Origin of the sequence: Streptomyces sp. NPDC050674 (assembly GCF_040654575.1) — a bacterium.
GTDB lineage: Bacteria > Actinomycetota > Actinomycetes > Streptomycetales > Streptomycetaceae > Streptomyces.
Map to the genome: position 1 here is coordinate 15,235 of NZ_JBFAIG010000022.1, position 23,927 is coordinate 39,161.

Here is a 23,927-nt window from a genome sequence, read left to right on the forward strand (position 1 = left end):
AGAGCATGAACGAGTCCGTGGGGATCCACGTCGAGGGGGTCCACTTCGGTTATCCCGGGCGACCTGTACTGCGGGGCGTCGACCTGACCGTCCGGCCGGGCGAACTGACCGCCCTCATCGGGCTGAACGGCTGCGGCAAGTCGACCCTGCTGCGGCTGGCCGCCGGGCTGCTGCAACCGGACGAGGGGCGCGTTCGCCTCGGAGGGGACGACCTCGCCCGGCTGTCCCGGCGCGCCACGGCCCGGAGGGTGGCCCTGCTGCACCAATCCGCTCCGGCGGTGCCGGGTATGACGGTGCGTCACCTCGTCCGCCAGGGGCGATACGCGACGCGCGGACCGCTGGGCATGCTGCGTGAGGGCGACGACCCCGTCGTGCACCGGGCGCTGCGGGACGTCGGGGTGGAGGAGTGGGCCGACCGTGACGTCGACGCGCTGTCCGGCGGTGAGCGGCAGCGGGTCCGGCTGGCGATGGCGCTCGCCCAGGACACGCGCGTCCTGCTGCTCGACGAGCCGACCACCTACCTGGATCTGCACCACCAGCTCGACGTGCTCCAGACGGTGGTCCGCCTGCGCCGGGAACGCGGGCTCACGGTGGTGATGGTGCTGCACGACCTCGCCCACGCGGCCCGGTTCGCCGAACGCGTCGTCGCCCTGCGCGAGGGCCGTGTGGTGGCCGACGGGGCCCCGGGGGAGGTGGTGACCCCGAGGTTGCTGGCGGACGTGCTGAAGGTGGCGGGACGGGTCGGCCGGGATCCTGAGGGAGGCTGGCCGGTGTGTTACCCAGATCACCCTCTCCCAGCTCTAGAATATGAAAATCAGATTCATTAACGTGGGTCCCACGGCGCTCACACGACGCCGTAACTCCCGTATGTACAAGGAGAGTTCATGGACAACGAGCAGATCTTCACGCCGATCGCCGACCAGGGTCAGCTGGCCCACGCCTCGGCCTCCCACTCCAACGCGCTCGTCGAGAACCCCTTCGACGACAACGAGGAGTAAGCGAGGGGCCGGCCACCCTCGACCGTGGGCCCGCCCGTTGCCTTCCGGGCGGGCCCACGCCCGTCCCCGCCTTTCGTCAGGAGGATCGCCGTGTCCCGCAGCCGACTCGTCCCTGGTGTCGAGGTCGTCACCGTGCCCGGGCGAGGGCTCGCCGTCCGGACCCAGGAAGGGGAGTTCTTCAGTGTCAGGACAGGGAGTGCGGACGAAGACGTTCTGCTCTCCCGGCTCACCGGCGTGACCACGGGCCCGGTGAGCGAGGAACTCGACCGTGTGGTGCGGGCGTTCGAGGAGGCAGGCCATCTGGCGGAAGGGCCGCAGGACTCGCGGTGGCCCGCCGCTCGTCGGACCGTCCGGATCCTCGGCGACCCGGTGCTGACCGAACCGCTCGCCGGACAACTGGCGGCCCTGGGCGCCCGGCCTCTGACGACCGAGGCGGTCACCGCCTCGGGCGGATCACCGGCGGACGTCGAGGACCTGCTCGACGGAGAGCCCTCCGCGGTCGTGTGGTGCCTCGACGGCCCCGTACCGGACGGGCTGTGGGACGCCGCCGACGCCCTGCCCGACCACGGCGTCGCGTGGCTGCGCTGCCACCGCGAGGGCTGGCAGGCGTACGTCGAGCCGGTGGCCGCCGCTCCCGGAGACGTCACCTCGGCGCACGTCCGATCCCGCCGGCTCGCCGCCACCCCCGCACACCGCGAACTGGCCGCCTACTGGAGCGGACCCCGTACGTCCGGCGCGCCGGTCCGGCTCACCCCGCCGGCCGCCACGCTGCTCGCGGCACTGCTCGCGGACGATCTCGGCCGGTGGGCCACCGGCGCCCCGGACACGGCCGGCCTCCCGGCCCGCCGCCGGCTCCGCCGCGTGGACCTGCGCACGCTGACGGTCACCGAGCATCCCGTCCTCCCGGTGCCCGACGTCGCACCGATGCCGGAGAAGGACGGATGACAGCGTTCGACGCGACCGTGGAGGAACTCGCCACCGACGTGGTCCTCCCGGCCGGCGACGGCCCCTTCCCGGCCGTCCTGCTGCGCACACCCTACGACCGGACCCGGCACCGGGCCGAGGCGCGCGGCTGGGCCCGCCGCGGTTTCGCCGCCGTCGTCCAGGACGTGCGCGGCCGGTTCGCGTCACCTGGCCGGTGGCACCCCTACGCGAACGAAGCCGCCGACGGCGCGGCGGCCGTCCGCTGGGTCCGGCGGCAGCCGTGGAGCGACGGCCGGCTGGTGGCCGTCGGCGCCTCCTACGCGGCCCACTGCGCCCTCGTCCTCGCCCTCGACGTGCCCGAGGACGCCCGGCCCGACGCCGTTCTCGCGGCCGTACCCGCCCTCGGCCTGGCGGAGACGGCACGCGAGGCGTCCGGCGTGGAGCGGCTGGCGTCCCGCGCCGGATGGTGGGCCGCCCACGGTGACCGCCCGGACTCGGACGAGAGGGCGCTGGACAAGGCCCTCACGGCCGACCCCGGTCTCCTCACCCACCTGCCGCTCACCGGCCTCCCCGAACGACTGGGCCGCGGGCTGCCGTCCTGGACGGACCTGTGGCGGCACCGCGACCGCGGACGCCTGATCGCGCGGGCGGCGCACGCCGCCGTGCCCCTGCTCGCGGTGGGCGGCCACCACGACCACTTCACCGAGGACACCGTCGCACTCTGGCACGCCTGGGGCGGCCCCTCGGCGCGGCTGCTGCTGGGCCCCTGGGGGCACGGCCTCGGTTCCACACCCGGCCCCGACGCCCGCCCGGCCCACCGGCTGAACCTCGGTGAGCTGTACGTGCGCTGGGCCCGCCGCGCCCTGGCCGGTGAACTGACCCCCGGCCGCCGTGGCTCTCAGGCGCTGGGCGCGTCCGATCTGTGGCTGCCCGCCACCACGGAGGGCGAACCCCGCACCCGGCGGCCGCGGCTGCTGCACGGCGCCGCGTTCACCGCCGACCCCGGACGGCCCGTCCGCTCCGACGATCTGACCGTCCCCGCAGACGGCCCGCCCGACCGCTGCGTGCTGGTCACCCCGCCGCTCCCGCGTCCGCTCGACCTGGTCGGCCCCGTCAGCGTGCGCCTGCGGGCCACGGCCCACACACCGGCCGCCGACTGGGCCGCTCGGCTGGTCGCCCTCACACCGGAAGGGACCGCCGGGAAACTCGCCGTCGGAGTCGTCCGGCGCGACGAACAGGCAGGCAGTGAGGCCGTGTTCACCATCGGGCTCGGCCGGATCGCACGTCGGCTGAGCGCCGGCGTCCGGCTGCGCCTGGAGATCGCCGGACACCATTTCCCGGCCCACGCCCGCAACCCCCACACCGGGGACGACCCGGTGACGGCCGGCCGGCTGCACGCCTCCCGGCGCGAGATCGGCCCGGACAGCGTGGTGCTGAGCCTGCCCGTGCTCCCGTCCCGCCCCACCCCCGTCGACCCCGCCGAGGAGATCCTCAGATGACGACGCTGTCGCTGGAAGCACTCGTCGACCCGGTGTGCGGCATCGTCCGCACGGTAGAGCCCGTCGAACACCCCGCCGGTGCCCCGCCCCGCTACACCGCCCTCACGGCCGCGATCTCCGACGCCCGCAGACACGGCCTGTGGCCCGCCGACCGGGTCTCCCTCGGCACCACCTTCGGCGACCCGGCACAAGCCCGTGTCGCCGCGATAGCCGAGGGGGTGGAGCGCTACTGCGGCAACCGCGTCCCGCCGCCCGGCCACCCCGACGCCCCCGTGCGGGCCACCGCCACCGAACTGGCCGGCAAGGGCCTGCGGCTCTACGGCCCGGGGGACCTGCCCGCCTACGCCGACTGGCAGTACGCCCGGGAGAAGTTCCCCTACCGCCCCCTCACCCCCGACACCCCGGCCCTGTGGACGCGCGGCACCGAACTGCTGCCCGGCCGAGGGACGACGGAGGTGTGGGCGCCCGTCGCGCTCACCCACCTCAACTGGCGCCAGGGCGAACTGCGCGAGCTGCCCCGCACCCACCACCTCAACTACGCCGGGATCGCCACCGGACAGGGCCTCGACGACGCCGTCGAACGCGGCCTGCTGGAGATCGTCGAACGCGACGCCCTGGAACTGTGGTGGCATCTGGACGGCCCGGCCCGCGGCATCGACCCGGCGAGCGTGCCCGGCCTCGCCGACGACCTCGCCGGTTGCGCGTTCGACGTCCACATCGTCGAGATGCACTCGGAGTTCGCCCCCTGCATGGCCGCGCTCGTGCACGACCCGCGCCTCGGCCTGTACGCGGCCGGGTTCGCCTGCAAGTACGACCCGGCCGAAGCCGCCCGCAAGGCCGTCCTGGAAGCCGTCCACACCTGGGTCTTCACCCAGGGCCTGACCGGTTCCGGCGGCTGGGTGTTCCAGGCCGTGGAGGCCGGACTGCTCGCCCGCGGGCTGTACTTGGACCACCGGGCCGACGGCCGCTACCTCGACGTGTGCGGCGAGCAGTTCGAGCACGTGAGGGACCTGGGCGCCCATGTGCAGGTGTGGCTGGACGAGAGGATGGCCGCCGAGGCCAGGCGGTTCACCGAGCCGGCGCTCGGGACCGTCTCCCTCGACGAGGTCGAACGCGGCAGCCGGCAGCGGCTGGACCGCACGCTGCACGCGGGCGGCCACCGGGTCATGACCTTCGACCTCACCACCGAGGACGTGGCCGAGACCCCCCTGCGTGTCGCCCGGGTGCTCGTCTCCGGGCTGCTGCCCAACGCCCCGGCCGCCTTCGGCTACTTCGGCTGCCCGCGCCTCGCCGAGGCCGCCGTCGCCCGAGGGTGGCGCACGAGCCCGCCGAGCGCGCCGGAGGACTTCACTCTGGCGCCTCCGCCGCACATGTGAGGGCCGCACCCGTGGAAGACCCCTGCGCAGACCGCCCGGTGGACCTCGTCACCGCCCTCGCCCGCGCCCGCTCCCCGGAGCCACCCGGACCCGACACACCCGCCGGGGGAGCGGTTCGTGCCTGGGCAGGACCGGCGCGCCCCCTCCCGCCGGCCGGCCCGGCCGGCCTCGACCTGGGGGCCCTGCTGCGCTGCTCACTGTCTGCGGTGGACGACTCCGGACGCCTCAGGCCCGTGTCCTCCGCCGGTGCACTGCACCCGGTGGACGCCGAACTGCACGTGGGCGCGGGCTGCTCCCTGCCGCCCGGCCGCTACGGCTACGACCCGGTGCGCCACCACGTCCACCGCCTGGGCCGGCCACCCGAGGGCACACCGCCCGGCGTGACCGCCGAACTCTCCGTCACCGCCCGGCGCACGGTCTCCCACTACGGCCACCGGGCCTGGCCGCTGCTCCTGCTGGACACCGGGCACGCTGCGGCCGCCCTGTTCCTCGCGGCCCGCGGGCTGGGCACGGACGAGCCCGGGGTACGGCTGGACGGTCTCGCCGAGAGCCCCCTGGCCGCCGTACACGTCCCGCCGCCCGGCGGGCGGAGCGGCCCGGCCGACCAGAAGGGCGGGCGGGTCCGAGGCCCGGACGGCGGCGCCGGATTCCCGGACCCGCCGGGGGGCACGCCCACCCCCACCGAACTGCTGGCGCGCCGCAGTGCCTCACCGCCTCTGCCGGGCACCCCGCCGAAGGACGCGCTGCTGGCGGTTCTCACCGCCGCGGAACGGGCGGGCACCGGCGTGCCGCGGGAGGCCCGCACCACCGCCGCACGGCCGGGCGGCGGCGACCTGCGCTGGTGCGCCGCGGTGGGCCCGCCACGCCCCGCCCTGGTGGCGCTGTCCGCCGACGGCACGACCCTGCGGCGGCACGCGGTGGGAGAGACCCGCCCGACCCTCGCCGCCTGGGCCGCGGGCCAGGCCTGGATCGCGGACGCGGGCGCCGTCCTGCTCGCCCACGGCTGCCCCGCGGACGCCGACGCCGCGCACATCCGCCGCGCCCATCTGCGGGCCGGCTTCGCCGTCCACCTGGCCCACGTCACCGCCCTGCGCCACGGGCTGGCGGCTCGGCCCGTCGGCTCGTGGCAGCAGGCGGACCTCGGCGCCGCCCTCGGCACCGCCCCGGGCCGGGACTGGGTCGTCCACGGACTGGCCCTCGGCACCCGCCACGCCGACGAGGAGAACACCACGTGATCGTCCACCCCGAGCTGCGCCGCGCCGCCGGGGGCGCCCGGCGTCCCCTGCTCGCCTCCACCGTCCTGCTGGGCGCCGTCACCCTGACCCACCTGGCGCAGGCCGTCCTCCTGGCCCTCGCGCTCGCCCAACTGGCCCGCGGCGACACCGGCTCGCTTCCGTGGCTGCTGGCCGCGGTGCTCACCGTCGTCGCCGCCCGCGCCGGGCTCGCCCTGTGGCAGCGGCGCACCGCCACCCGTGCCGGAGCCCGGGTCAGGGTGGCCCTGCGTGACGAACTCCTCACCCACCTCGGCCGGCTGGGGCCCGCCCACCTGACCACCGCGAGGGCCGGAGCCGTCCGCACCACCCTCGTCGACGGGGTGGAGGGCGTCGACGCCTACGCCTCCCGCTACCTGCCCCAGCTGCTGATCACCCTCACCGTGCCGCCCCTGGTACTGGCCGCCCTGGCCCTGGTCGAACCGTGGGCACTCCTCGGCCTCGTCCCCGCGCTGCTGCTGGCCCTGGCCGGCCCGCGCGCCTGGGACCGGCTCCTGGCCGCCCGCGGCAAGGAGCACTGGGACACCTACGAAGGGCTCGGCGCCGACTACCTGGAAGCGCTCCAGGGCATGCCCGCCCTGCGTGCCGCCGGCGCCGTCGGGCGCACCCGCGCACGCCTGGAGGAGCGGTCCGCCGCGCTGCACCGGGCGACCGTCGCCAAACTGCGGGTGTCCCTGGTCGACACCGCCATCACCGACCTCGCCATCCAGGGCGGCACCGTCGCGGCCGCGCTCCTGGCGTGCCGGTCGGCCGTCACCGGCTCCACCACGGCGACCGGCACCTATCTGGTGCTGCTGCTGGCCTCCGAGTGCTTCCGGCCGGTCCGCGACCTGGCCCGCGAATGGCACGCCGGATACCTGGGCGTGTCGGCCGCGGACGGCCTCGCCGCCCTGCGCACCGCCGAGCCGGCCGTCCCCGACACCGGAGAGACCCCCGCCCACTGGACGGCCCCTCCCGAAGTGCGCTTCCACGACGTCCGGTTCACCTACGACGGCACACGGACCGCGGCCCTCGACGGCGTCTCCTTCAGCGCGCGGGCCGGACGGACGACGGCGATCGTCGGCCCTTCCGGCGCGGGCAAGTCCACGCTGCTGGCCCTGCTGCTGCGCCACCACGACCCGCGGGACGGCAGGATCACACTCGACGGGCGCCCCACGACCGAGTACACCCTCGACTCGCTGCGGCGGGGCATCGCCGTCGTGTCGCAGGAGACCTACCTCTTTCACGCCAGCATCGCCGACAACCTGCGCCTGGCCCGGCCCGGCGCCACGGACGACGAGCTGACCCGGGCGGCACGCGTCGCCGGAGTCCACGACGAGATAACCGCCCTCCCCGACGGCTATGACACCGTCCTCGGCGAGCGCGGCGCCACCCTCTCGGGTGGCCAGCGCCAGCGTCTCGCCCTCGCGCGCGCCCTGCTCGCGGACGCCCCGGTGCTGGTCCTCGACGAGGCCACGAGCGCGGTCGACGAGCGCCGCGAGGCGGACATCCTGCGGGACCTGATGGACGCCGCGAGCGGCCGGACCGTCCTGGTGGTCGCCCACCGGCTGGCCGCCGTCCGGCACGCCGACCGGATCGTCGTCCTCGACGAAGGACGGGTCGACGCCGTCGGGGAGCACGCCGGCCTGGTCGAGGCCGGCGGCGTCTACGCGCGGCTCGTCGACGCCGGCCGCGCCCACCGAGGAGAACTCGCCGCATGAGCACCGCCACCCCCGCCGACACCACCTCCACCGACACCACCTCCACCGGCACCTCCGCCCCCTCCGACGCGGGCGTGCCCGCGCGAGGCGCGTTGCGGGCCCTCCTCCCCGCCCTCGCCGCTCACCGCGCCATGACGGCCCGCACCTGCGCCGCCGCCCTCCTCGAACAAGCCTCCCTCGTCGCGCTGCTCACCCTGGCCGCGCACACCGTGGGTACCGCCGTCATCGAAGGGCGAGCCCCCTCGGCCGCCACCGTCACCGCACTCGTCGTCCTGGTCCTCGTCCGCGCCCTGACGACCTGGCGTGAGATGGACCTCTCGCACGACCTGGCCTACCGGGTGCTGGCCGTACTGCGGGTGCGCGTCTTCGACGGACTCGCCCGCAGCGCGCCCGCCCGCATCGCGGGCCGGCGCAGCGGCGATCTCGCCGCCACGGCCATGGCCGACGTGGAGGCGCTGGAATTCTTCTACGCCCACACCACCGCCCAACTGCTGGCGTCGGCAACGGTGTTCACCGCCGGCTCCCTGGTCCTGGCCGTGGTGGAGCCCTGGCTGCTGGCGGCCGTACTCCCGGTCGCGGCCCTGCTCGCCGCGGCGCCCTTCGCGGACGCGCGCGAGCGCGCGGCGCGCGGCGGCCGCACCCGGGCGGCCGCGGCGAGGCTGTCTGCCGACACGGTGGAGACCGTCGACGGGCTGCGCGAACTGCTCGCCTTCGGCCGGCTGACGGAACGCCGCCGCACACTGGCGGAGCGGGGACGGCAGGTGGGCGACGCCCAGCGCGCCGAGGCCACGTGGGAGGCGGTCGCCGCGTCGGTGCGCGACCTGCTCATCGTGGCCGCCGTCCTGGGCGTGGTCACCGCTGCGGCGCAGTCCGTGACCTCCGGTCGGCTGCACGGCGCATGGGCCCCGGCGGCGATGGCCCTGGCCCTGTCCGTCCTCGGTCCGGTCGCGGAGTCGGCCCGTGCCCTGAGCCAGGCCGTGGCACTGCGTGCGGCGGCCGCCCGCGTCGGCGCGGCCGTCACGGCCCCCGCCCTCGCCCCGCCGCCCCGCGCTCCCCGTCCCCTGCCGCCCGGCCCGTTGGGTGTCCGGCTGCACGGCGTGCGGTTCGACTACGGCGGACAGCCCGTGCTGGACGGCGTCGACCTGACCGTCCCGCCGGGCCGGACACTCGCCCTGGTCGGTGTCTCGGGAGCCGGCAAGTCGACCTGCGCCCACCTCCTGGCCCGGTTCTGGGACCCCTCCCAGGGAGCGGTCCAGCTGGTGCCCGCCCAGGGCGACCCCGTGGACATCCGGGACGTGAGCGACCCCGAACTGCGCAGGGCGGTCGTCCTCGTGGGACAGGAGACCCCCCTCTTCCACGGCACCCTCGCCGAGAACCTGCGGCTCGCCGCACCCGAAGCGGACGACGACCTGCTCGCCACGGCAGCGCGCCGGTGCGGCGTCGACCGGATCGCCGCGATGGACACCCTTGTCGGGGAGCGCGGCGCAACACTCTCGGGAGGACAGCGGGCCCGCATAGCCCTCGCCCGTGCCCTGCTGGTACGCCCGCGCGTCCTCGTCCTCGACGAGTCCACCGCCCACCTGGACAACACCGGCGACGCCCAGCTCGCCACCGCGCTGCGGGAGGAGGGCCGCACGACGATCGTCATCGCCCACCGGCCGGCCACCATCCGCCGCGCCGACCGCATCGCCGTCCTCGACAAGGGCCGCATCACGGAAGAGGGAACCTGGGAGGACCTCACCAGCCGCCCCGGCAGCGCGCTCAACCGCGTGCTCACCCATCCCTCCTGAGCCCGGGGCGCCGGGCTCGGGGGCTCAGGGGTGTGCCTTCTCGTACAGCGCCCGGGTGATTGCCAGCCAGGTCTCCCTCGGCAGTGCCGGGATCTGGTCCTCCTCCCTGTCGATCAGGAGTTCCTCCAGAATGTGGCGGTCGGCCGGGGCATCGGAGGCGGCGATCGAACTGAGGTACTTGGTGAGCCGAGGGCCCTCGGTCTTCGTGGTCCGGGGTTCGACGAGCCAGCTGAAGAACCAGCGGATCATGCGGGCGGTGCGCTGGGTGTGGAGGTCGGTCCCGTACGGGTCCGGGAGGTCGGGGGGCGGGGTGATCCGGAAGTCGACCGCCAGGAGGCCGGCGAGGAGGTCGCGGGCCGACTCCTCCGCCTGGACGGCGGGCGGGAGATGCTCGAGGACGATGTTCTGGGCGTCGTAGGACAGGGGTTCCCGGAGGAGGGACAGGAGGTCCTCGTGGTGGGCCTGGGCCAGGCGTTCCTCGGCCTTGTGCCGGAGGTCGGCGGTGTGTCCCGAACGGTTCGTCGCGCAGGTCAGGTCCTCGGCCAGGGCCCGGATCCGGGAGGTCTCCATACGGGCCCGGCGGCTCTTGTGCTGCCATAGTTTCGAGACCGTCGAGCGTCCCGCGACCGGCTGGTCGAAAAGCTGCGGCAATGCCGCTTCCCACAGGGCGCGTTGCCCGTCCGGCGTCAGCCGCTCGGTGATCGCTCTCATCGCCGGGGCCGTCGCGGAACCCATGCCGGCCCCCGTGGCGGGGCCCGTCGTGTGCCGGGTGACGGGCACCTCCGCGCGTGGGGGGAACTCGGGGGGCGGGTTCGGCGGTGGCGGGTACGGGGGCGGGTACGGGGGTGGGGTGCTCGGTGGCTTCGGGTATCCGTGGTGGACCCCAGGACCTGGCCGTTCGGAGTGTGTGTGCTGCCCGGGCTGCCCGGGTTCCACGGCCTGCCCGGACGCGTACGTCCCCTGTGCCGCCGCGGCCACTGACCCCTCCGGTGACGACGCCGACGACATGAACTCCGTGCCGGACCGCCGCGCTTCCGTCGCTTCGAGCGCGCCTTCCACCTCCTCCGTGGCACGCCCCGCTTGCGTTGTCGTCGGCTCCGCCGTCGGGTGGGAGTGCCGAGGGGGTGACTCCGGTGTGGTGAGCTGCTGTCGGTGCCACTCCGGCGGGGAAGACCAGCTCGCGTCGGAGGCGGAGGCGGAGGCGGAGGCGGAGGTGGGCTGGGCCGGCGGACGAGCGGGGAACTCGTCCTGACTGTGCGGCTGTTGGGTTGGAGCGGGCTCCTGGCGCCGTTCCGGGGCCGGGGGTGGGGAGATCACGGGGACGGAACCCGTGTCCGTGGTCGCGGGGCTCTCGTATCTGGTGGGCCACACGGCGCGGAGCCGGGCGTGGAAGCGCCGGTGGTCGGGGTCGGTCGTGTTCGGGTCGGTGTCCAGCAGGCGCTGGTACTTGACGGCGGGCCATTGCAGGTAGTGGTCCACGAGGGTGGCGGCGAGTTCGGCGGCCGGGTCCGTGCCGGGGTCCAGCAGGTCGATGCGGCGCAGACGGCTGTCCTCGGTGGGGGAGACCCGCCAGGCCGGGACGAACACCACCCGGTACGCCTGGTCGTCCATCGTGTCGAAGGTGGCGAACTGCCAGCTCCCCGAGCCCGGGTCCAGCGAGGAGCCGAAGATCCACCACAGACCCCACAGCACCAGAAGTGCCGGCTCGGGCAACTCCCGCACCGGGGGCACCGGCCGATGTTCCCGGACGTGGGCGTGCGCCTCGGCCAGGGACTCGTCCAGCTCTCCCACGAGAGCCGACACCCGGGCCCCCGGAGTGCGGAGGAACTGGGCCACCAGACAGAGCAGCGGGCGCCGGACCAGCCGTACGTTCTCCCACATGCGGTCCCGCATGTGGTTGGCCAGGGCGTTGAGCCGTTCGCGCGGCATCGGCTCGATCCGTCCCGTCACCCGGTCGGCCCAGCCCTGTTCCGCCCAGGGAACGGCGCCCAGGCTGACGCAGTACAGCGGCACCAGGAGCTTCGCCGGACCGAGCAGCGCATGGCACACCGTGCTGTCGCGCCCCTGAGCGTCGGAGCCCGGGGTGCGACGGACGAGGAGGACTCGGCCGCCGGGGATGATGTGCCGGACCAGGCTGGGGCGTTGTTCGCCGCCCATGACGCGGAGGACGGGGCCGAGCCGGTCGGCGAGTGCGCGGGCCTCGGGCTCGGGACAGGAGTAGGCGACCGCGGCGATCCCCGCGCCACGGTGACCGAGGTTGCCGGCCCAGCGGAACACGACCTGGTGCACCCGGTCGTCGGGTGCGGCCGTGTCACCGGGCCGGCCGGGCTGCGTCCGGCTCACAAGCCCACCGCCGCCGGTCCGTCCTCGGTGCCGTCGTCGAGCAGACCGCACATGGCGAGCACCGAGATCAGCGGCTCCAGCACCCGCAACGGCCGGGTGCCGTGCGGGAATCTGCCCTCATGGTCATGGCTGCCGGTGGCGGAGGCGAAGTGCAGGGTGCAGCGCAGCACGCTGTCGAAGGGACCGACCCACGCCTGCCCGGTGTGGTGGCGCAGGAACGCGTAGGCGTCCCGGCTCTCCTCCGTGAACCGCTCGGCCAGCCGCCGCTCGGGCGGGGGTTCGCCCAGCCAGCGGTCCACAGGCGGTTCGAACCGCACCAGATCGCTCTTGTTGATGACGACCGCCGCCGCCACCCCGAGATACTGCCCGCTTGCCCGCGGCAGCCGGTCCAGCACGGTCTGGAACGCCGGATCGCCGCCCCGGGTGTAACCGAGGTCGCCGCGCAGCGGGTCGAGATACGGCATCGGCAGCGCCCGCAGCGGGTCCACCACGAAGATCAGAGCGTCCACGCCCACCATGAACCGGGTCAGCGCGTCCGTGCGGCGCAGATCCTCACCGGCCAGGTCGAAGAAGGCCACCGGCCGGGCCAGGCCGTCCGGGCGGCTCAGCAGCAGCGCGTCCACGAACGCGGCGAACTCACCGGCGCTGCGGGTGTGTTCCAGCATCGTCCCGGACCGCAGCCGCTCCACCCGCTCGGTCATGAACGTCTGGTGGTCCTGCGGGTTCACCGACTGCGTCTGAAGCCCGTACCGCTTCAGACCGCCGTCGGCGATCTCGGCGATCATCTGGGTCAGCAGGTGCGTCTTGCCGGTGGCCGAGTCCCCGACCATCGCCACGGTCAGCGGACTGCCGTTGGTCAGGTACGGCACCGGGATGTAATGGGTCTGCTCGCCCTCGGAGTTGCCGCACCGCTGATAGGCGGAGCGCAGGGTGTCCGCGAGACGCAGCGGACTGATCCGCCGGTCCACGTGCAGCTTCTCGAACAGCTGCTTGTCGTTGCGAGCGAACAGCTGCTGCTCGTCGTAGGAGATGACCTCCAGGCAATACGGGCAGAGGATCTCCTGGGCGGTGGCGCCCGGCGGCATCGGAGCGGTCATCGGCGGGTGTCTCCTTCGGACCGGCTCCCGCCGGGCTCGTTCGTGCCGGAGGTACGGCCTCCGCTGATCCAGGTGCGCAGCCGGCCACGTTCGCGGGCCGGATACTCGTAGCCGGTGAACGGTGCCGTCGGCGCCTCGCCGTACCGGGGCCCGTCCGCGCCGTAGCCGCCCGGGTCCCCGGCGGGTTTCTGCTCCGGGTGGTACGGGGCGTGCGCCGGGGGCGGCGGGGCGAGGGAGGCGTGCTTGCGGCGCCGGATCTCGTCGAACTCCCGCCGGTGGTGCTCCAGTGGGTCCGGCAGCAGCACGCTCGCCGCCTCGGCGGCGACCTCCGGCACCAGGGTGCGCAACAGCGCGTCCGGCGTCGGCCGGTCCTGGGCGTGCCGGGCGAACACCTGGCCCAGCGTCTCCGTCACCGACCGCTGCGCGGCGAGGTCGGCGGGCGGTCCGTCGGCGTTCCCGGGCCGGCCGGTTACCAGGTGGTACATCACCTGCGCCACGCTCCACAGCGCGTCCCGGGCCTCTGTCGTGCCCACTCCGGCCCGCTGCTCGGGCGAGGCGTAGGGCGGGATGCCGTACGGCACCCGGGGGCGCCCGGCCCGGACCACCGAGCCCAGGTCCCACACCTGCACGCCCTGCGCGTCCCAGCGGACGGCGCCCGGCACGATGCCCCGGTGCACCAGGCCGACCGCCTCCATCAGCCGTACCGCCAGCACCAGATCACGCTCCACGGCCCGCTGGTCGCCCATCGACACCCGCTCGGTCGGCCCGGACAGCGGCCGTCCGCGGGGTACGGCGTACAGCACGAACGGCGTCAAGGTGTTGACGTCGTAGCCGACCGGCGTCGGGAAGAGGCCGCCGAAGCGGGTGCCCGCGTACGCGCGGTGCAGCGCCAGCGCCGCGGTGATCTCCGCCTGGAGCAGGGTGTACGCCTCCCGGTCCGCGCCCGCCTCCTGCGGCAGCCGGACCTGGAAGCCCTGCCAGCCGTCCTCGAAGCGGACCGGCCGGGCCAGCGCGGGCGGCCGGACCAGACGCGGTCGGTCCGGCCCGAACCTGGCCCGCACCCGGTGCGTGACGCCTTGCGGCGAGACGAACGAGAACTCCACGGCCGCCTCCCGGGACGCGGCGGGGCCGGTGCCGGGCTCCCGGCCGGTGTGCTCGCGTGGCCGCACCCGCTCCGGGTGGTCATGCTCCGCGTCGCGGACGGACTCCTGACGGGCCGTCGGCCCGGAGGCGGCCGCCGCGTACGGCTCCGGCGCGGGCCCGAACCGGTCCGGGTGCGGTGCGGGTCGGTGGTCGTTCACCATGACTTCCCCACTGTGTTGGTCCGTGCGCCCGGGGCGCGGTCGGTCGTCGTCGTACGGGTACGGTTCACCGCTGCGCCCATTCCTCGCCGGGGTCCGGGACGGCTCCGGTCGGGCCGTGGTCCGGGCCGGGGAGGGGGCCGTCGTCGGCCCAGGTGCGCACGCGCACGTTCTCCACCACACCGGCCCGCAGCGGGACGAGCCGTAGCGTGCCGGCGAAGCGGCCGGACTCCGTCCACACCATCGCCGCCGGTACGCCGTCGGGGCCGAGCCCACCCGCGCCCACCTCCACCGTGGGCCGTACGGCCTGCGGCGCGAACGCGATGGACCGCGCCTCGGCCGGGTCCCGGCTGAGCAGCGAGAGCTGCGCCGGGGGACACAGCAGCAGTGGCCTGCCCTGGTCCGAACCGGTGTTGAGCACGTCCCGGACCCGCTGCGCCCCGATGCCGAGCAGGGCCGAGGCGTCTCCCCGTGGCCGGTCCTGCCGGGCGTAGGGCGGGGCGGGCACCACCCCGTTGTCGCGCAGGCTCAGCCCGGCCGCCGCGATGGCCCGGGACACGGCGGCCTCCAGCGTGGTCGGCGCCCCGCCCGCGGGCCCGGCACCGCCGGCACCGCCGTGGGAGCCGGTGTGGCCGTGCAGCGCGGCCACCGTCGCGTCGGCCAGGTCCGCCACCAGGGTGGGCACCAGGTCGGGGCCGCCCTCGGCCGCGCCCCGGTGCAGCCAGGGCGGGTCCACCCGGGGCACATGCCGGGCGCGGCCGGAGGGCGCGTCGGCAGGCTCGGCCCGGCCGCCGGCCGTCGCACCGGCCGCCGGGGCGTCGGGCCAGTCGGCGTCCGGCCAGTCGGCGTCCGGCCAGGACGAATCCGGCCAGGACGAATCCGGCTCCGACGGGTCCGGCTCCGAGGGGTCCGGGCCTGGCGGGTACTGCCGTGCCGGGGCCGGGTGCGACGTGTACGGGGGTGCCGCGTTCCCCTGTGTCGCGTCCGGCCGCGCCGGGACCTGCCAGGCGCCGGGTGCCTGCGCCCGGTCGTCCGGCCAGGACGACTCGTCCCAGCCGGGGTCGGACCAGCCGTCCGCACCGGCCGGTCCCACGCCGGAGGCGTACGGCGGGCCGGACACCGGGTGTCCCGCGTCCGCCTCGACGGCCGCGCCCCGCAGCACCGCCGCGAGCGTCCGGGCGCCGTCCGCACACCGGGTGCGTTCCTCGGCCGCCCACCACTGCCGGCGCAGCGCGTCCGCCAGGACGGCGTCCACCCGGGCCAGACACGGCCCGAGTTCGCAGGTGCCGGTCGCCTCCCACCAGTCGGCCACTGCGCGGCGCCACCAGGCCCCGACGCACAGCGCCGCGCCGAGCACACCGGTCAGCACACCCCCGAGCACCAGCTCGCGCGGGACGCTCACCACCAGGGTGAGACCGAACCCGGCACCCGCGCCGGCCGACAGCGAGAGGGCACGGGCCAGGTCCGCCCGGTGCACCCGGCCGCCCGCCGCCCGGCCCGGCCGGACCGCGCCGGCCAGTGCGCCGCCGAGCAGGAACACCGCCGCGGGCAGCAGCGCGAACAGTGTGCCGGGCCATGGCGCGAGCGCGCAGACGAAGGCGGCCAGCGCCGTCGGCACCAGCTGCCCCGCGCGGGCGCGGGCGAAGTACAGCGGCACCGCCGCCGACATCCGTCCCAACGACTCCTCCGGGCACGCCCGCTCCAGATCCCGCAGCCGGGCGGCGGACGGCGTCGGAGCGACCCGTTCGGCGAGCGCCGACAGCCGGGCCGCGACCGCGCGCAGCGGCAGCCCCGAGGTCAGCCAGCGCGCGGTGCAGCGCTCCAGCCCCTCCTCCGACTCGCCGCCACGCGACCGGCGTACCCACGTCTCCTCCGGCAACGCCACACCCCCGTCGGCGAGCCGGGCCAGCGCGTCGCCGTGCGGGACACCGGGCGAGCCGCTGTCCCGCAGCACACCGGCCACCACGTCCCGGTACCGGTGCAGCGATTCCACCGCCCGTGCCATCGCCGAGGGCACCGAGTCCGCGACCCGGCGACCGGTCAGAAGCGCTCCCGCCGAGCTCAGCCCGGCCCGCGCCTCGGCCAGGTCGTCCACGGCCCGCACACAGGCGGCGCGGGCGGCGTCGGCGGGGCCGCCCGGACGGAGGAGCGCCGTCACCGGACGTTCCGGACCCGGGCCGAGCAACTCGGCCAGCGCCGACGGGAGTTCCTGGGCATCGGGCGGCCCGGCCGCCGGCACCTCGCCCCCGGCGAACCGGGCCAGCGCACCGGTCCACGCGCTGTCCCGCGCGTCCGGTGTCAGATCGTGCTCCAGCACCCGCAGGGACAGCGTGGCCACCGACACCGGAGAGTCGTGCAGTTCGGACAGCACCTTGTCGAAGATCTCCGGCACCCGCAGCAGATCGGTCAGTGCGGCCAGCGCCGCCTCCGTTTCCGCGGCCGGGTCGGTGGTGCGCGGATCGTGGCCCGCCCGCGGATCGGGTGCCCACAGCACCCCCGTACCGGAGGACTGCAGCACGGACGCCAGCCGCAGCCGACGCCCACCCTCCACCGGGCGGTCGTACGGGTACGACGCGTTCCGGTCCTCCGGGTCCGGGTACGACGCGGGCCGGTACGGCGCGTCCGGGGGCGTCGGGTTCGCCGACCGAGACCGCTCCAGATCGCCGACGACCAGGCAGAGCAGGCTCACCGCGCCCAACGTCGGCGCGGCCGCGACCAGTTCGTACGCGGCCGCGTGCGCCGTCAGCCCGTCAGGCTCGTCCACCACCAGGAACCGCAGGTCCCCGGCGTCGCCCCGGCCGCTGTCCGGCAGCCGCGCGCCCACCCGGCGGCGCAGATCGGCGCCGTCCGCGGGTACGTCCCGGCCGCCCCGGAAGTCGAGGACGACCACCGGGCTCCCCATCGCGCTCACGCGTGCCTCTCCCTGCTCTCGCGGGCCTCGTCGCCGTCGGACGTGATCTCCTCGTCGGGCCAGTCGGCGTCGCCGTCCGCGTCCGAGATGCCCCACGGCGCGGCGGAACCGGCGCCGGGCCAGCCCGGGTCGGGTTCGGCGGCACGCGGGAACGGCGGGTACTCCGGCGCCCGAGCGGGCGCCGGTCCCGGCGCGGGCCACCCGGCCGGCGCCTGCCGCGCCGTGGGGCGGCCGGCGGGCGGCACCGGCCGGGCCCGGCCCGGGTCCGGCGGCGCTGTCCGGCCCACGTCCTGGCGCGGGCCTTCCGCCGGCACCCCGGCGGTCGGGGGAGGGGTGTCCGGCCAGTGCCGGGTCCGCTCGTCGTGCGGGGCCGACGACGGCCACCGCGCGTCCCCGTCGCCGCCGTGCCGGGCGGCGGGCACCTCCCCGGTGTGCGGGGCACCGGGCGCGGGGCCGGGCCGGGCGGACGGCACACCCTCCGGCAGGCTGCCGGCGCCAGGCGCGCCGTCGCCGCCCGGCCTGCCGTGTGCGGGCACGTCCCAGCTGTCGGCGCGCCGGGGCGCGGCGCCGCCCGCCGCCCCGTACGGATCGGCGGACCGCCCGCCGTCCGCCCGGCCGGGGGACTGCGGACGCTCGTCGGGACGCTGCTCCCAGGACCGGTCCCGGACCCGGGCCGGGGGCCCGTCCGAGGCCCGGTCGGAGACCCACCGCTCCTCCTCCTGGTGCCGCGGGTCCTCGCCCGCGCTCCGGCTCTCGCGGACCCACGCCTCCAGTTCGCGCAGCGTCGGGTGGGCGCGGTTCTCGCCCTCCGGGAAGGGCAGGTCGAGCGCGTCGGGGAGGGTCTCCGCCCAGAACTCGCGCAGTCGGCGCGTCCAGTCGGTCACCCGCGCGCCGTAGCGCCGCTCCCGCTCGTCCAGCAGCCGCAGCTGACGCGGCGCCACCTCGTGGACCAGCTTCAGATACAGCTCCGAGGGCTCGCTTCCCGAGGTGCCGAGCCCCCGCGGCAGCGTGTTCATCACCACCTTGCAGTAGCTCTGCACGATGTTCTCCTCCGCCAGCAGCGCCCAACGCTCGTACGCCCGCAGCAGCCCGGCCCAGCTGGAGATGCCGTCCTGGAAGTCGGTGAGCGCCAGCTGGATGCCGAGCGCGTCCTGGCCGGCGTCGTCGTGCAGCCGGATGCGCAGCCGTTGCGGGGACGCCGGGTCGCCCTGGTAGTCGATCTGGCCGTTCCACAGCGCGCACAGCAGCCGGTTCAGGATGTGCGCCCGGTCGTCGGGCGTGCTCGCCAGCCAGTCGTCGCGGTACCCGAGCCGCTGCCGCCAGCGCAGCACGTCCTCGTCGCGACGGTTCTCCTGCGCCCTGGCCCACTGGCGCAGCACCTTGCGGGCCTCCGGCACCTCGGTGAGGCTCATCTCGCTGCGGAACAGCACCACGGAGATCGAGTCGGTGTCCACGGCCCGGTACTCGATGGTCCGCTGGCTGTCGGGGGGCAGACGCAGGTGCTTCTCCAGGTAGTTGTCCACCGTCACCCGGCGCGAGCCGGGATAGGTGATGAGCACCTTCAGCCGCCCGTTGCCCTCGGGCGTGAACGCGGCCGGCAGCAGACCGGCCAGCTTGTACCGGAACTGCTCCAGAGCCCGCGAGCTGACCTGCTGGGACGCCTCGGTGTCGCCCGCCTCGGCGGCCAGCAGCGTGCTCATCCTGGGCAGCAGCGCGCGGGCCTGCCGGCCATCGGCACGCTCGGAGAACAGCCGCTGCACCCGGTGCTTGAACGCGGCCTTCACCTCCGACACGGCCGCGTCGGGGGAGTAGCGGCCGGCCGCGAAGGCGCTGCGGCGCAGCTCGGCGTCGACCAGCTTGTGCAGCAGCGCGGCCTCGTCGCCGTTGGGCCCGAGCTGGTGGCTCTCCACCAGACGCTCCATCAGCGCCTGGTAGAAGCGGCCCAGATTGCCCTGCGGGGGCAGCAGGTAGGAGACGCCGGTACGGTCGTCGTACAGCTCCTTGACCTGCGCGGCGTGTGCGCGCGGCTGGTCGTCCACGTGCTTGCGGAACGCGTCGGCGACCGCGTGCACCTCGTTGCGCAGCAGGTTCGCGGCCTGCCGCCAGCGGGGCTCGTGCTCGCTCCAGGCGCGGTGCCAGATCGTGCGGGCCCGCCACTTGTACCAGCGGTCCTGTTCCTCCAGCGCGGCGGCCACCTCGTCGTCCGCCCAGCGCAGCCGGGGTCCCACCACCCGGCCTCTGATCCTCGGCACCGGTGGCGGCTGCACCTCGACTCCGGCGGGCCGCGCCGGGTCCTGCCGACGGTTGTCGAGCATGCCGAGGAAGCCGAGCCGGGCCACCGTGTTGGTCTCGCCGGGCACGCCCGACACCACCCGGCCCAGCGTGAACAGGTCGGTCTTCAGCAGCAGTTGCTCGACCGCCGCGCGGGGTGAGAAGCCCTCCACCAGGACCGGCATGCGGTGCGCGACCTGCCGTTCCAGGTCGGCCAGCAGCCGGCGCATCTGTTCCAGCCGGTCCCGCAGCGCGGTCTCGATCTCGCCGCTGCCGCGCGGCAGCGGATCCGGCTCGGTCACCTCCAAGGGCTCGCGCCGCCACAGCTCGCCCAGCCCGGCGGCGGTGAACATCTCCCGGACCAGTGGCGCCGTCTCGTGCGGTACGGCGGCGGAGACGTCGGTCAGTCCGGTCACCGCGTGGGCCAGCATCTTGGCCGCGACCAGTTCGGCCAGCTCGTCCAGCGGTGCCGTCATCGACGCGACCAGGCTGGTGGAGATGCCCTTGCGGCCGATACCGGTCGCGGAACGAGTCCGGCGGCTGATGTCGCCGTTGACGAAGTTGCTGGCGAACGTCTGGTAGTCGTCGTCGCGTCCGCCGCCCTTGGCCTCGCCCAGGTTGAGGTCGGTGCCGATCAGGGACACCACCAGGGAGACGATGGAGCGGCGCAGGTCGTCGGGGCGGATGCCGGCCGTCTGGCTGAACAGGAATGAGGTGGGCACGGTGCCCGGCCGCAGCGACACCGGGTGGGTCTGCGGGTAGCGGATGCGCAGCGACTCCTGGAGGTCCACGTCACCCAGTTCCGCCTCCGCGTCCGGCGCGTTCTGCTCGTCCACCAGCCGGGACAGGTCCACCACCGCGCGGGCGGCGTTGAGTTCGGCCTCCCGGCCGCCACCCTTGGCCTCGGGGAACGCCGACGGCATGACCACCAGCGGATAGATCCGCGCGCCCCGGAACTTCTTGTCCTTGAACGCCTGCCCGATCAGGTGCAGGTAGTCCAGGAAGATGCCCGCGCCGGTCCCGCCGGCCACCGAGAACGCCACGAACACGTCGCAGCCGTTGATGGTGTCGCCGCCCACCTCCTGGAGTTCCCCGCCGGACCCTGCGATCGCGTCGATGGCCCGGTGCAGCGGGGTCAGCACCGGCGCGGGACCGTTGGCGAGGGTGGCGAACAGCGCGGCGCGGCCCACCGTGGGCAGCTGGCCGGCGCCGTTGCGCAGCGGGTTGATCTTGGGTTCGCCGCCGTGCGGCGGCAGCCAGTCGGACACCTCGTCGCGCAGCAGCGCGCGCAGCATCCGGGTCACCTCGGGCGAACTGTCGTAGTCGGCGGGCAGCAGGTCGTGCGTGGCGCGCGAGGTGCGGCTGTAGGCCTGCCGCAGCGCGGTGTCCGCGCTCAGATGCGGCAGCCGGCCCAGCTCCGCCTCGCTGTAGTCGGCGTACACGAACTGCAGGCAACCGGGCAGTTCGTAGGGCAGCCGGCCGTTGCCCGTGAGGGCGGTGCCGTCCGGACCGCAGAGTTCGGCGCGCAGGCGGCGCTCCAGTTCGGCGCCGATCAGGCCGCCTGTGCCGCCGAGGCCGACGAACAGCATCGGCTGGAAGATCTTCATCGCTTCGTTTCCCCCCTGTCCGGTGCCCGCGCACCGGACGTTCGATGGGCCCCGGGTCCCGTGGGAGGACCTGTCGTGGGCTGGTGGTGCGGTTCCGGTGGCCGGGCCGTCACGTGGGCGGCCCGGCCACCGGTCGTCCGTCGTCCGCTGTCAGGTGGCCTCGTCGAATTCGTCGTCGTAGGAGGAACTCCGGTGCGAGGAACCGCCGTACGAGGAACTCCCGTACAGGTCCCGCCCGCCGGGGTCGTCCGCGTCCCTCCGGCCGGACGGCGCCGGGGCGGGCCGCAGCCCGCGGGGCAGCAGGTCCGCGAGCCGGCGGGACGACCGCCGGGCCGCGGGCCGGCGGCCCACCGCGCCACGTTCCGCCCGCAGCCGGACCCGGCCCTCCAGCGGGATCTCACGGGCCAGCGGATACGACTGGTCGCGCCCGTCCGGGGTGCGCAGCCGGACCCCGGTACGCGGGTCGCGCTGCACGGCGTACCGGCCGGTGGGGGACGGGTCCAGACGGGGGCTGGGGCCGTCCGGGCCGGACACGTCGAACCGGTACCAGGGGTCGCGCTTGCGGGGCACCGTCGTCTCGCTGGTCGTCCGCTCCCCGGAGTCGTCGGACACGGTGAGCCGGAGCAGCAGTCCGCCCGGTGAGACGCCCTCGCGTGCCTGCCTGCGGTGCCACACGAACCAGACGAGCGACGCGGCCAGCAGCACGGCGCCGGTGACCAGCGCCCACCACCACGCGTCCCAGACCTGATGCGGCCAGGAGGGCACCGGCGTGATGTCCACCTTCACCAGCTTCGCGTCGAGCGGCCGGGCGGAGTCGTCCGCGTCCGACACCTCCACCCGCGCGCTCAGTTCGCGCGGGCTCAGCTGTCCGCCGACGGTGAGCCGGCCGGCCCGGTCCACGGAGTCGCCGGGGGCCAGCGTGACCTCGGTGAGGGAGAGGGCGACGGCGCCCGGCTCGGTGTCCCGCAGCGCCAGGCGCAGGGTGTGCGGCCGGTCCGAGTCGTTGGACGCCAGCAGCCGGAACGGCACGCTGCCGCCGGGGTGCACCTCGGCGTCGTCCACGCGGAGCCCGGCCCGCACCTCGGGGTTGGGCGAAGCGGTACGGGTCAGGAACGGGCGGTGATCGGCGGTGAGTCCGACCGCACCGAGCACCCCGACGGCCTTGAGCGCGCCTTTCGCTGCCCGGGGGATCGTCACGGCGCCGGTGAAGCGGCCGTCGTCGGCCTTCTTGTCCCCGTTGTCCCCGCCGTCGGAGAGCGCCAGGTCCAGGGGTTCGAAACCGTCACCGGTCAGCCGCCCGGAGACCCGCAGCCTGCGCAGGTCCGCGGGGTCGCCGATGCCCTGCTCGTCGCGCGTCTGGAGGGTCAGTTCGACGCGGGCCTTCTCGCCCGGCCGGGGCGCGGCGGGCGTCATCACGATGGAGGAGCGCACGGCACCCCGCCACTGCACGGAGACACTGGCCAGCCGGTCCCGGTGGCCCTGCGGAGCGTCGAGCCGGACCTGCCAGCGGCCCGGCCGGGGGTCGGTGATGCGCAGCGATTCCACCTCGCCACCGGACCCCGCCGACGTGAACGTCGAGCCGTCGGACCGGCTGCCGGGCTCGATCTTCCGGCCGCGCGGGTCGTAGTACGTGGCCCGCACCGCGCGGTCGCCCTTGGAGACGACGATGGTGGCGAGCGTCGCCAGCGGGGACAGCGGTACGGAGATGTCCGCCGGCGGTGTGTCCTTGCGGGGCGGGTCGGTGACCAGGCAGCGGGCCCCGGCGAAGGCACGCTGCACGGCGTCGCCCAGGGTCTGGGAGTCCGTCGCCCTGTCCGCGCGGGGGCGGGCCGCCTCCAGGTCGGTGCACCCGCCCCGGTAGCCGCCTTTCGCCATGTCCCGCAGCGCGTCCATGTCGACGTCGTCGCCGAAGCCGAGCGGCCAGATCTGCACCTTCGCGGCGCGAGCCTCGGCCAGCGCCTTGGTCAGCTCACGGCGGCCGTTGTCCTTGCGGCTCTCCTCGTCGGTGCCGTAGGAGGGGCTGTCGCTCACGTCCAGCTTGCCGTCGGTGAGCAGGAACAGGATGCGCGGGCGGCTGCCGTCGCGTTCGCTCAGCCGGGTCACGGCCTGCCGGATCGCGTTCGGGAAGTCGGTCCCGGTGCCCTGTCCCGTGCCGCGCCGGGCCAGCCGGCCGATGCAGCCGTCCATCTTCTCCCGGGCCACCGCGTCGAGCGCGGTGGTCGGGCACACCTCGTCCACCGGACTCTGGTTGTCGTTGTCGGCGCTGGCGAACCCCAGCACCGTCATCCGCGACGCCGGGGATATCTCCCCGACCGCGATCCGCCCGGCGGCGTCCCGCTCCCGCTCCACGTCGGCCGCGCTCAGACTGTTCGACTCGTCCACCGCCACGGCCAGGTCCACGGCGTCCGTGGCGGTGGACGCGGCCGGGGCGAGAGGCGTGGGCGGGGCGGTCCAGCCGAGCGCGGTCTGCCCGAGCAGCAGCAGCGCCAGCACGGCGGCGGCCCGCCGGGCACCGAGCAGCCCTCGCCGTCCGGCGGGTTCCGTACGCCGCGCCGCGCGGGCGCCCGGCGCGGCACCGGCGTCAACTGCCGCACGCCGCGTAGCGGTTGCCGTACCGGTGTCGTATGCCGTACGGGTGTCGGACGCCGTACGCCTCCCTCGCCCCCGTGCCGCGCGCCCCGGGCCGCCGCGCACCGGTGCGGTGTCGTATGCGTCCATGTCGTCTCCCTCAACTGTCACTTGATAGGCGTAGATGTCGGGCATGCGAAGCCGATGCGGGCCCGCGTGCGCCCCGGGTGCCGGCAACCGGGGCCGCCGTCCGCGCTTTGGGCGCGCGGGG

14 protein-coding genes are annotated in these 23,927 nt (G+C 75.4%); 8 read left to right on the forward strand and 6 right to left on the reverse strand.

Annotated features, from left to right (window positions below; genetic code table 11):
• Positions 1–5 precede the first annotated feature (5 nt).
• From AB0I06_RS29550 to AB0I06_RS29585, 8 genes are all read left to right on the forward strand, one after another.
• The gene (locus AB0I06_RS29550) at positions 6–827 is read left to right on the forward strand and encodes an ABC transporter ATP-binding protein (protein WP_363121892.1); all 822 of its coding nucleotides are present in this window, start codon (positions 6–8) and stop codon (positions 825–827) included.
• Positions 828–884: 57 nt separating this feature from the next.
• Positions 885–998 (forward strand): streptamidine family RiPP, encoded by a 114-nt coding sequence (gene amiA / locus AB0I06_RS29555; RefSeq protein WP_240797855.1) that lies wholly within the window; start codon positions 885–887, stop codon positions 996–998.
• 90 nt (positions 999–1,088) lie between these two features.
• On the forward strand, positions 1,089–1,943 hold the full coding sequence (locus AB0I06_RS29560) for a hypothetical protein (RefSeq protein WP_363121893.1): 855 nt from the start codon (positions 1,089–1,091) through the stop codon (positions 1,941–1,943).
• Positions 1,940–3,421, forward strand: a complete 1,482-nt coding sequence (locus tag AB0I06_RS29565; protein ID WP_363121894.1) for a CocE/NonD family hydrolase — start codon at positions 1,940–1,942, stop codon at positions 3,419–3,421. The genes AB0I06_RS29560 and AB0I06_RS29565 overlap by 4 nt, the downstream gene beginning before the upstream one ends.
• A complete protein-coding gene (locus AB0I06_RS29570) occupies positions 3,418–4,797 on the forward strand; it encodes a YcaO-like family protein (RefSeq protein ID WP_363121895.1) in 1,380 nt (459 codons plus the stop codon). The genes AB0I06_RS29565 and AB0I06_RS29570 overlap by 4 nt, the downstream gene beginning before the upstream one ends.
• A gap of 206 nt (positions 4,798–5,003) precedes the next feature.
• Positions 5,004–6,032: a SagB/ThcOx family dehydrogenase gene (locus AB0I06_RS29575; protein ID WP_363121896.1), complete on the forward strand. Its 1,029-nt coding sequence runs from the start codon at positions 5,004–5,006 to the stop codon at positions 6,030–6,032.
• Entirely contained in the window at positions 6,029–7,768 is a 1,740-nt protein-coding gene (locus AB0I06_RS29580) for an ATP-binding cassette domain-containing protein (RefSeq protein WP_363121897.1), read from the forward strand. The genes AB0I06_RS29575 and AB0I06_RS29580 overlap by 4 nt, the downstream gene beginning before the upstream one ends.
• Positions 7,765–9,558, forward strand: a complete 1,794-nt coding sequence (locus AB0I06_RS29585; RefSeq protein ID WP_363121898.1) for an ABC transporter ATP-binding protein — start codon at positions 7,765–7,767, stop codon at positions 9,556–9,558. Before AB0I06_RS29580 ends, AB0I06_RS29585 begins: the two co-directional genes overlap by 4 nt.
• A 24-nt stretch (positions 9,559–9,582) precedes the next feature.
• Here the strand turns inward: AB0I06_RS29585 and AB0I06_RS29590 are convergent, their stop codons facing one another.
• The 6 genes from AB0I06_RS29590 to AB0I06_RS29615 all read right to left on the reverse strand — a co-directional run bounded on the left by AB0I06_RS29590 (position 9,583) and on the right by AB0I06_RS29615 (position 23,806).
• Entirely contained in the window at positions 9,583–11,901 is a 2,319-nt protein-coding gene (locus tag AB0I06_RS29590; RefSeq protein WP_363121899.1) for a hypothetical protein, read from the reverse strand.
• On the reverse strand, positions 11,898–12,998 hold the full coding sequence (locus tag AB0I06_RS29595) for a hypothetical protein (protein ID WP_363121900.1): 1,101 nt from the start codon (positions 12,996–12,998) through the stop codon (positions 11,898–11,900). The genes AB0I06_RS29590 and AB0I06_RS29595 overlap by 4 nt, the downstream gene beginning before the upstream one ends.
• Complete coding sequence (locus tag AB0I06_RS29600) at positions 12,995–14,302, reverse strand: hypothetical protein (protein ID WP_363121901.1); 1,308 nt, start codon at positions 14,300–14,302, stop codon at positions 12,995–12,997. The genes AB0I06_RS29595 and AB0I06_RS29600 overlap by 4 nt, the downstream gene beginning before the upstream one ends.
• Before the next feature lie 64 nt (positions 14,303–14,366).
• A complete protein-coding gene (locus tag AB0I06_RS29605) occupies positions 14,367–17,210 on the reverse strand; it encodes a hypothetical protein (protein ID WP_363121902.1) in 2,844 nt (947 codons plus the stop codon).
• On the reverse strand, positions 17,207–21,088 hold the full coding sequence (locus tag AB0I06_RS29610) for a tubulin-like doman-containing protein (RefSeq protein ID WP_363121903.1): 3,882 nt from the start codon (positions 21,086–21,088) through the stop codon (positions 17,207–17,209). The genes AB0I06_RS29605 and AB0I06_RS29610 overlap by 4 nt, the downstream gene beginning before the upstream one ends.
• A gap of 150 nt (positions 21,089–21,238) precedes the next feature.
• Positions 21,239–23,806 carry a vWA domain-containing protein gene (locus AB0I06_RS29615; protein WP_363121904.1) on the reverse strand — a complete coding sequence of 856 codons (2,568 nt, stop codon included), beginning with the start codon at positions 23,804–23,806 and terminating at the stop codon, positions 21,239–21,241.
• Positions 23,807–23,927 lie beyond the last annotated feature (121 nt).

Bases quoted from the DNA above. Each gene is read 5' to 3' on its own strand.
- AB0I06_RS29595 (WP_363121900.1), bottom strand. From the start codon at position 12,998: ATGACCGCTCCGATGCCGCCGGGCGCCACCGCCCAGGAGATCCTCTGC.
- AB0I06_RS29600 (WP_363121901.1), bottom strand. From the start codon at position 14,302: ATGGTGAACGACCACCGACCCGCACCGCACCCGGACCGGTTCGGGCCC.
- AB0I06_RS29565 (WP_363121894.1), top strand. From the start codon at position 1,940: ATGACAGCGTTCGACGCGACCGTGGAGGAACTCGCCACCGACGTGGTC.
- AB0I06_RS29550 (WP_363121892.1), top strand. From the start codon at position 6: ATGAACGAGTCCGTGGGGATCCACGTCGAGGGGGTCCACTTCGGTTAT.
- AB0I06_RS29610 (WP_363121903.1), bottom strand. From the start codon at position 21,088: ATGAAGATCTTCCAGCCGATGCTGTTCGTCGGCCTCGGCGGCACAGGC.
- AB0I06_RS29585 (WP_363121898.1), top strand. From the start codon at position 7,765: ATGAGCACCGCCACCCCCGCCGACACCACCTCCACCGACACCACCTCC.
- AB0I06_RS29615 (WP_363121904.1), bottom strand. From the start codon at position 23,806: ATGGACGCATACGACACCGCACCGGTGCGCGGCGGCCCGGGGCGCGCG.
- amiA (WP_240797855.1), top strand. From the start codon at position 885: ATGGACAACGAGCAGATCTTCACGCCGATCGCCGACCAGGGTCAGCTG.
- AB0I06_RS29570 (WP_363121895.1), top strand. From the start codon at position 3,418: ATGACGACGCTGTCGCTGGAAGCACTCGTCGACCCGGTGTGCGGCATC.